Origin of the sequence: Alloprevotella sp. OH1205_COT-284, assembly GCF_003859795.1 — a bacterium.
Taxonomy (GTDB): Bacteria; Bacteroidota; Bacteroidia; order Bacteroidales; family Bacteroidaceae; genus Alloprevotella.
On sequence record NZ_RQYI01000014.1, the window covers coordinates 45,026 to 54,109 of the forward strand.

A 9,084-nucleotide genomic window follows, 5' to 3' on the forward strand; every position below is an offset into this window, starting at 1 on the left:
CGGAGTTTGCTTTCACTTGCTTTCGCTGACGAAAGACGAAATACGGCTTTTTAGAGTGACTGAAAGCAAAAATACAAGACAATGCCATGATATTCAGGTGTTTGTGGTTCCTTCTTTCAGTTTGCCTTCACTTGCCTTCGCAAGAAACTATTTGATATTCAGTTGATAAGACGTTTTTGCGAAGGCAGTGAAAGCAAAATGCAATCATCATAGAATACGCGCGTGCGCGCGAGAAAGGCCGTTTTTTCGCGCGGATAGGAGGCAGATATTCTTACCTCTGAGCTGAGAAATTCTACCTCAAAGGTAGAATTTCTCAGCTCAGAGGTAGTTTGGTCTTGTTCTTTCTATCCGATTTTCTGCCGACGGATAACAGAGTGTTGTCGGCAACTCGAAAAGCAGCGTCGCTTTTTTCTTCTCTTTCTTCTCATCAACATGCTCTCCGAAGAAGAGGCACCTCTTTTTGTCATCTGTGGTTGTCGAAGTGTGGAGGCATGCGCATAATTCGCCCAAAAGGCAAACAATGCTTTTGTGGCGCGGAATATCTGTGTTAACTTTGCTTTTTATCTTTCTCCCTTTGGGGAGGCCGACGATTGTTTTCGGCAATGTTTTTGTCCAATTTTTTATTTAGATCTTCCGCATGGAATCCTTTCGCTTCGCTCCTCGTTTGACGCGCGATTTGCGCCGATATTCCAAAACCAAGTTTGCTGCCGACCTCTTGGCCGGTGTGGTCGTGGGCATTGTTGCCCTGCCTCTCGCCATTGCTTTTGCCATTGCCGCCTCTCCGGGTGGCGATGTCGAGCACACGATCGGCCCTGTGGCCGGTATCATCACCGCCATTGTGGCCGGCACCTTGATTTCTGCTTTCGGCGGCAGCCGTGTGCAGATCGGCGGGCCGACGGGAGCTTTCATCGTCATTATTTACGGTGTGATGGCCGAGTTTGGTCTGTCGGGTTTGCTCATCGCCACGATCATGGCCGGTTTGTTTCTGGTATTGTTGGGCGTGTTTCGTCTGGGCACGATCATCAAGTTCATTCCCTATCCCATTGTCGTGGGGTTCACTTCGGGCATCGCCGTCACCATCTTCACCACGCAGGTCAAGGATCTCTTGGGGCTTCGCATCGACGGGCGTATTCCTGCCGATTTCTTGGATAAATGGGTGTGCTACGTCAAGCATCTGCACACTTTCGATTTGCAGACGATCGCTGTCGGAGTGCTGACGATTTTGATCATCGTTTTTTCTCCTCGTTTGTGGAAAAAACTTCCCGGTTCGCTCGCGGCGATCGTGCTGATGACGCTCGGCGTTTATATCGGCAATGTCACCGGTTTGACCCACATCGAAACCATTGGCGACCGTTTCGGTGCCATCACCGCCTCTCTGCCGCCGATCACGGCCTTTTCCGTCGATTGGCAAGGGCTGTTTGCCGATTCTGCCGGTCGTTTTTCGATGAGCACCATCAATTCGCTCATTCCCACGGCGTTGGTGATTGCCGTGCTTGGCGCGATTGAGAGTTTGTTGTCGGCCACGGTGGCCGATGGTGTCACGGGCGAACATCACGATTCCAATCAGGAACTCGTCGGGCAGGGCATTGCCAATATCGTTTCTCCTTTTTTCGGCGGTATCCCTGCCACCGGAGCCATTGCCCGCACGATGACCAACATCAACAATGGTGCGGCCACGGGCGTGGCAGGCATCGTTCACGCCGTTGTGCTGCTGCTCATCTTTTGGGTTGCCATGCCGTTGGCCGCCTACATCCCGATGGCTTGTTTGGCCGGCGTGTTGGTGGTGGTGAGCTATCACATGAGCGGTTGGCGCACGTTTCGCGAGCTCATCCGCCGTCCCAAGAGCGATGTGTCGGTCTTGTTGCTCACTTTTGGGCTGACCGTCATTTTCGACCTCACCGTAGCCATTGAGATCGGGCTGCTGTTGGCCTGCCTGCTGTTCATGCGGCGCATGACCGAAGCCACTCGCCTTTCCGTTTTCACCAAAGAGATCGACCCCAATGAAGACGAAAGCGTCGATCTCGAACTTCATGAGGAAAAACTCTCTATTCCCGAAGGCGTCGAGGTCTACGAAATCAACGGCCCCTTCTTCTTCGGCGTGGCCAATCGCTTTGAGGAAATGGCAGCCGAGATGCAGACGCATCCGGCCATACGCGTGATACGCATGCGCAAGGTGCCGTTTATCGATTCGACCGGTGTACACAATCTCGAAAACCTTTGTCGAATGAGTCATCAGGAGGGCACGCAGATCATTCTTTCGGGCGTGTTGCCCGATGTGCGTGTGGTGTTGGAGAAATCGGGCTTTTGCGAACTCATCGGAGAGGCCAACATTTGCCCCAACATCAACATGGCACTCGAACGGGCGGCCGATTTGGCGAAGCAAGAACCGAACGCGCCGGCGTCCGATCGTTGAGGGCGTCGAAGCACGCCGACGATTTCCGTTTCCCCTTCATCTTTTTTTCCACCCCAATTCCATGATCGAACTCCGTCATCTCACCATCGGGCATCGCCGCCAACCGCTCGCCGCCCAACTGCATGCAACGCTTGCGGAGGGGTGTCTTACCGCTCTTGTCGGTCGCAACGGAGCGGGCAAGAGCACGCTTTTGCGCACCATGGCCGGGTTGCATCCGCCTTTGGAGGGTGAAGTGTTGATGAAGGGTCGTGATTTGTCGGCCTTTTCTCCTCGCAGTCGCGCCCGCCGTTTGGCCGTTGTGCTCACCGACCGTTTTGTCGCTTCCTCCCTCACGGTGCGCGAGGTGGTGGAGATGGGCAGAACGCCCTACTCGTCGTTTGTCGGCACATTTTCGCCGACCGACCGAATGGCCGTGGAACGCGCGACCGAGTTTTGCCGGATCGGCGATTTTTGGAAACGGGAGATCGGCAGTTTGAGCGACGGCGAACGGCAGCGGGTGATGATTGCCCGCGCCTTGGCACAAGACACTCCGTGCATCCTTCTCGACGAACCTACCGCTTTTCTCGATTTTCCGGCCAAAATCGACATCCTTTCGCTCTTGCTCCGAATGACGCGGGAGGAACAGAAAACCATTCTCCTTTCCACCCACGATCTTGAAATCGTTTTTCAGCTTGCCCACCGGCTGTGGTTGCTCACGCCCGAACGGATCATCGACGGTCGGCCGGGGCAGTTGGCGGCCGACGGAAGCATCGAGCAGGTGTTGGCCACGCCGCAGATACGCCTTGACGCCTCGACGCTTCGATTTGATTATGCTGCATTTTCATAAAACAAGCCTTTGCGCCGACGTGTCGATGAATTGGGCACGATGCGGTGAGGCAACAGCCGTTCGGACTGCGGAAACAGGGGAGAATGCCCCTCCTTTTGCGGTGCGAACGGCTGTTGCGGATTTGAAAAACGAGGAAACCTTCCTTTTCAAAGCCTAACAAGGCTTATCAATGCTTGCCGAAAACTTATTTTTTGAGGAACAGCGTGGAAAAAGAAACACGATAGCTTTGCGTGCTACGGGAAAAGGTCTACTTTCGCAGTGTCGACAATGTTCGCGTTCGACATCGATCGATTCATTTTCCACCTTGCATGCAAGAGAGTTTAATCCCCTAAAACGCAAAGCCATGAAACTCTTGATTTCTTTTACTTTTCTTTTCGTCACCCTTAATCTGCCGTCGGTGGCGACTTGTACGCCCGTTTCTTCCGAAACCGTAAAGATCGAACAAGACACGCTTGTTTATACTCACCACAACGAAGTCGTCGGTACGCCTCCCCAATATGTCGGAGGAGAAAAGCAACTGTTGACCTATGTCCAAAAGGCCACTCGTTATCCCGCATCATGTGTCAAAAAGAAAGTGACGGGCAGGGTGGTGGTAAGGTTTACCGTCACGACGAAAGGGCGCATCCGGGGAGTGCACGTGTTGAAGTCTTCGGGCAATAAAGATTTGGATGCTGAGGCTGTTCGCGTGGCTTCTTCGATCCCCGGAAAGTGGAAGCCCGGTCTTGACAAGAAAGGCCGTAAAATTGCCACCTCATTCAATTTGCCTTTCCGATTTATGATACAATGATCGCCTGCCGTATGTAGGTTTGCTGCGTGCTCCTGAATAATTTCCGGTTTTGCTTCATCTGCCTCAACGTGACTCTTGCACTCCGTCATGAAATTCACCCTTCGCCAACTCACGCTTTTTCTTGTGCTCGGTATCTTTGCGATGCCGAGCCTGTTGGCCGTGTGGTGGTGGCGCGATTTTTCGGAAAAGAAGCAACAAACCGAGCGTCAGATTCTTGAAGCACTCATCGCGGCCGATCTGCAAGAGATATTCGTGCGCACCTCCCACCGTCGTGCGTCCGACAATATGCTCTTCTATTTTCCCACCACCTCGGAGTTGGATTCTCTTTTGCGACAACAGGCTCCGACACGCGAACTCTCGCTCGAAATGCAACGCTCCCTCCACGGCACCCTCGATTGGTGGGTGAAGGTAGAGCCGAGGAGAGCCGACAGCCTGTTTCACTCCGCACTGCTCGCCGCAGGCATCTTGTTGGACTATCGCTTTTTGCAAGTCGATCTCGAACGGGGCGACACCGTTTTCAGCATCCGTCATGACGTGCGGCGTTGGTGGCAGCCGCGAGCCATGCAGATACAGCGGCATGTGCATGCCGACACGTTGCTTCACCATTCCGACAATTCGATGGCCTATGTCGTTTCTCGCGAAAGTGTCGTTCCGCTGTTGCTCGAACGGTCCGCTCCGACCTTGCTGCTGTTTTCGGTCATCATCGGCGTGTCGGCCGTGGTGTTGCGGCTCTGGGTGCGCCAACAAGAGGCGGAACGAGCGTCTGCCGAATTTACACACAACATTGCGCACGAACTCAAAACACCTATCGCCGTAGCCCTTGCGGCTTATGAGTCGCTGGTCGATTTCGGAGCCGATATCAATGTGGCTCGTCGCTCGACTTTGTTGGCGACATCGCGCAGACAACTGGTTAAGCTCTCCGAACTCGTGGAGCAAATGTTGGTTGTGTGGCGGAGGGCGGGAACGGTGGCTTTGCGCTACGAAAAAGTGGAAATCCTTCCCCTTCTCCAACGTCTGCAAGACGAGCATGAGTTGAAGTCCGATAAGCCGGTGAGTATCTTTTTGCATGTCGAGTCGCCGAAGATCTCCGTCGAGGCCGATGCCACTCATCTCTATCATATTTTGGGCAACCTTGTGGACAATGGAGTGAAGTATTCGCATGAGCGTGCCGAAATAGACATTTCCGTTGGGCACGATGCCGCACGAAAACAAATCGTCTTTTCCGTGGCCGACAAAGGGCGGGGTATCAAACGGAGCGACCGCCGACGGATTTTCAAGAAGTTCTTTCGGATATCCGAGGGAAAACTGAACGACGTCGAAGGGTGCGGCCTCGGACTTTTCTATGTGCGCATGATGATCGAACGACATGGTGGGCATATCGAGGTGAACAGCACGCCGGGAAAAGGCTCTGTTTTCACTTTCGGATTGCCCGAAACTCCTCTTTCGCCATGAACAAAAAAGTAATACTCCTTGTTGAAGATGAAAGCGACCTCGCTTTTATCATTCGCGACACCCTCTCCATGCTCGACTATCGTTTGCTGATAGCCGCCGACGGCGAGGAAGCTCTGAAATGCTATCGGGAACATCGGCCGGACATCGTTGTGACCGATGTCATGATGCCGCGCATGGATGGTTTCACATTTGTGCGGCGGCTGCGTGCTTTCGACAAAAACACGCCCATTATCTTTCTCACCGCCCGAACGGAAACGGACGATGTGGTGAGTGGCTTCAAAATGGGGGCGAACGACTATTTGCGGAAACCCTTTTCGATGAGAGAACTCATTGTGCGCATAGAGGCCTTGCTCGCCCGAAGCGACAACGCTCCCGACAGTCGGCCGGCTCCCGATGCTCTGCAAAAACAACCGGTCGAAACGGAGAAAAAGAGTGGGGCGGAGGCAGACGAAAACACCGAGCCGACAGATCGAGTGGCCGGTGTCGGTGGGTTTGTGTTGCATGCCGATCGGCAGAACCTGACATTCAACGGCGGCAACTCCGTGACCCTTACTTATCGCGAAAGCGAAATATTGTATCGGCTCTTTCGGTTTCCCGGAAAAGTGGTGACTTCGCACGAATTGCTGCTCGAACTGTGGGGGCAAGACACCGCTTGCAATGCGCGGTCGCTCCATGTTTTTATTTCAAAATTGCGAACGAAATTGTCGCAAGATCCTTCGATTCGTATTTTCAATGTTCATGGTGTGGGCTACAAGCTCAGTGTCGAGCATTGAGGAGCACGAAGGGAACTTTCCGCAGGTCTGTTTGCACCTGCCGATCACAAACCGGTACACTACCGCTTCCTGTTTGCCGACATCCGGTGTCGGATCTCCTCTTTTTAAGAAAGACTAATCTCCGATGAATTTTCGTAAAAGGGTTGGAGCTTTGGAGATAACTTTTTATTTTTGCGACATGAAGATGTTTTTTGCATGGATAATCATTACGGCTTTCGGCATTTTGGGAAACAAGCAAATGCTGGCGCAGGAAATTTCCGCACCCTCGTTTGACGCCGATTCCATTGCCGTAGTCGATGCTGTCGATAGTTGCAAGATGAAGTCGTCCGCACTATCGTTGCCGCTTGTCTTGCCCATGCCCCCGACAGCGTGTTGGTATTATCCTTACGGTTGGAGAGGCTATGGTTTGTTGCCGTGGCACGGATACGGTTGGAGCGGCGGTTGGCAGCTTCACGAGGGCTTTAATGCAAAGGTCGATTTAAGCATGTCTTCTTTCTCCGGTCGAAATATTCCCAATCGCGTCGGCTTCGGCCAAAACATAGCCTTGGCCTATGCCAAGACGTTGAATACCCGTTGGTCGGTGGCGGTCGGAGTTTATGGCTACAATCTCGACTGGGGACAGTTTTCGCAGCAGGATGCCGGCGTTTCGGCCGTTGTGCGCTATCGCGCCAACGAGTGGCTGAATCTGTATGGCTACGCCTCCCAAAAAATCACTTCCTCCTCTTCTTCTCCCTTGACGGCTTTCCTTTTCGACCCCTATGGCATGAGAACACCCGAAACGAGAGTGGGTGCGGCGGCCGAAATCAAACTCGGAAAGCATGCTTTGCTCAATGTCAGTGTAGACTGGCAAAAGTATGACACCGACGACATCACGCCTCTCATGGAGCGGCCGAAGTATAAGCGCGGAAGTTATTGATAACGTGTGACGTCGATCCGAATAAATAAAAGAGTGATTTTGAAAAATAACGGTGAGTTGCCCTGCGGAAGTAGCATTTTCCAATCGGCAACTCTTGTTTTTTATATAATTCTCACGCCACCTTTTGTTTGTCGGGAATAAAACGCTATCTTTGTTGCCGATTTTAGAGTCCGTTGGGGCAAAATAAGTGACGAGCCGCGTTTGGCGCAATAATCGGGAAACTCGTCCGCCTCCCGGAAAAAACCGTTTTACATATCCATAAAAATGTACGCAATCGTAGAGATTAACGGTCAGCAGTTTAAGGTGGAACAAGGCAAGAAGCTCTTTGTAAACCACATCCAATCCGCCGAAAGCGGCCAAACTGTTGAGTTTGAAAAAGTGTTGTTGATTGACAACAATGGTGCAATCACCGTAGGCGCGCCCACCGTGGCCGGCGCAAAAGTGGTTTGCGAAGTTATCGATCCCCTCGTAAAGGGCGACAAAGTGCTCATCTTCCACAAGAAGCGTCGCAAAGGCTATCGCAAGCTCAATGGCTATCGCCATCAATATTCACAGATTTCCGTTAAGGAAGTTATTGCTTAACCCCTAAAAAGTAGAAGACAATGGCACATAAAAAAGGTGTAGGTAGTTCTAAGAACGGCCGTGAATCGGCTTCACAACGATTGGGCGTTAAGATTTGGGGTGGTCAAACCTGCATCGCTGGCAACATCATCGTTCGCCAACGCGGAACAGTTCACTATCCCGGCAAAAATGTCGGAATGGGTAGCGATCACACGCTTTATGCCCTTGCCGACGGAGTTGTGACTTTTAAGCGCGGTCAGCGCGATCGCAGCGTGGTTTCCGTTGAACCCAAGGCTGAGGCTTAAACACAATCTCAATAACGCATTTTCGTTAAGAGGGACAGATGCGACATAAGTCAAGGGTGCAAACTCAATGTCGAGTTTCGCACCTCGTGGAAAATGCCCGCATACGCCTCTGTAAAGAACCTAAAAAGACTCTCCGTTGCGGAGGGTCTTTTTTTGTGGTTGGGGAAACCTCTGTTTCTGATTGCAAAAGGAACTGCGTCGGGATAATCTGCTATTTCATAACCCCGCAGATCGAAACGCTGCAAAATTCACTGCTGAAAACATCGAACTTGTCTGTCGGCCGTTTTAGGCGAGGCCGGAGCGAGAAGATCTGTGTTTAATCGCGACGACATGCCATTCTCAATGGCAAAGGGCACTTATATTTCGGAAAGGAGTTTGTAGGACAATGTCGAAAGTCCGAGTCATTGAAAAGAGAACTTGGTGGGCAGTTGTGAAATTTAGGTCTGTGATAGATTTTTCTACTCGTTACTCCGTTTTCTCTACTCCTTGACTAAGAAGCGTTCCGATGTATGAAAGTATATCCCGACAAACCGAAGAGAAGGTGAGGCCATTCTTCGTGAAAAAAGCAATTTCCCCCCTCTACAAGGATTTTTCTTCTTTTTATCTACATTGTCTACACTCTCTCTATTAAAACACAGATATATAAGCCGTTGCGAATGTAGACAATGCGGAGAAATAACTACATTCGTCGCTACAACCTACACCCTGCATCGGGAAGGCTTGCAGATGTCCGAAATCACACTCATGTAGGCAGTGTAGGTTTTGGGAAAAACTCTCTACATTCCTTTTGGTCTGTTTATCATCGACTTAACTTCTTTTCGTGTAGATCGGCAAACTGCCATATACACTTGCATTTTGCTGAAATTCAGTGGAATGGAAGGGATTGTGTATGTTTTTCGACGATTTGCGAGAAAATCAGGTTCATCAGGAATTTGGAGTGATGGAGGTATAAACGAATAAGAATGGTTCATCCGGAATTTGGAGTGATGGAGGTATAAACGAATAAGAATTTCGCTAAAATGCTTTTTTCAAAGTCCTTTATATATAGCTA

Annotated in this window: 8 protein-coding genes; all 8 read left to right on the forward strand. The window is 51.3% G+C overall.

Going from position 1 to position 9,084, the window contains the following annotated elements:
- Positions 1-637: 637 nt before the first annotated feature.
- The 8 genes from EII14_RS05045 (at position 638) to rpmA (ending at position 8,033) form a co-directional block, all read left to right on the forward strand.
- Positions 638-2,413: a SulP family inorganic anion transporter gene (locus EII14_RS05045; RefSeq protein WP_124931470.1), complete on the forward strand. Its 1,776-nt coding sequence runs from the start codon at positions 638-640 to the stop codon at positions 2,411-2,413.
- Between the two features lie 61 nt (positions 2,414-2,474).
- Complete coding sequence (locus EII14_RS05050; protein WP_124931471.1) at positions 2,475-3,239, forward strand: ABC transporter ATP-binding protein; 765 nt, start codon at positions 2,475-2,477, stop codon at positions 3,237-3,239.
- 343 nt (positions 3,240-3,582) lie between these two features.
- On the forward strand, positions 3,583-4,026 hold the full coding sequence (locus EII14_RS05055) for an energy transducer TonB (protein ID WP_158608330.1): 444 nt from the start codon (positions 3,583-3,585) through the stop codon (positions 4,024-4,026).
- An 87-nt stretch (positions 4,027-4,113) separates the two neighbouring features.
- The gene (locus EII14_RS05060; RefSeq protein ID WP_124931473.1) at positions 4,114-5,478 is read left to right on the forward strand and encodes a sensor histidine kinase KdpD; all 1,365 of its coding nucleotides are present in this window, start codon (positions 4,114-4,116) and stop codon (positions 5,476-5,478) included.
- Positions 5,475-6,251, forward strand: coding sequence for a response regulator transcription factor (locus EII14_RS05065; protein ID WP_124931474.1), 777 nt, complete (start codon positions 5,475-5,477; stop codon positions 6,249-6,251). The genes EII14_RS05060 and EII14_RS05065 overlap by 4 nt, the downstream gene beginning before the upstream one ends.
- 178 nt (positions 6,252-6,429) lie before the next feature.
- A complete protein-coding gene (locus EII14_RS05070) occupies positions 6,430-7,167 on the forward strand; it encodes a hypothetical protein (protein ID WP_124931475.1) in 738 nt (245 codons plus the stop codon).
- Between the two features lie 264 nt (positions 7,168-7,431).
- Positions 7,432-7,749 (forward strand): 50S ribosomal protein L21, encoded by a 318-nt coding sequence (gene rplU / locus EII14_RS05075; RefSeq protein WP_124931476.1) that lies wholly within the window; start codon positions 7,432-7,434, stop codon positions 7,747-7,749.
- A gap of 20 nt (positions 7,750-7,769) precedes the next feature.
- Positions 7,770-8,033 (forward strand): 50S ribosomal protein L27, encoded by a 264-nt coding sequence (gene rpmA / locus EII14_RS05080; RefSeq protein ID WP_124931477.1) that lies wholly within the window; start codon positions 7,770-7,772, stop codon positions 8,031-8,033.
- The last annotated feature ends 1,051 nt before the right edge of the window (positions 8,034-9,084 follow it).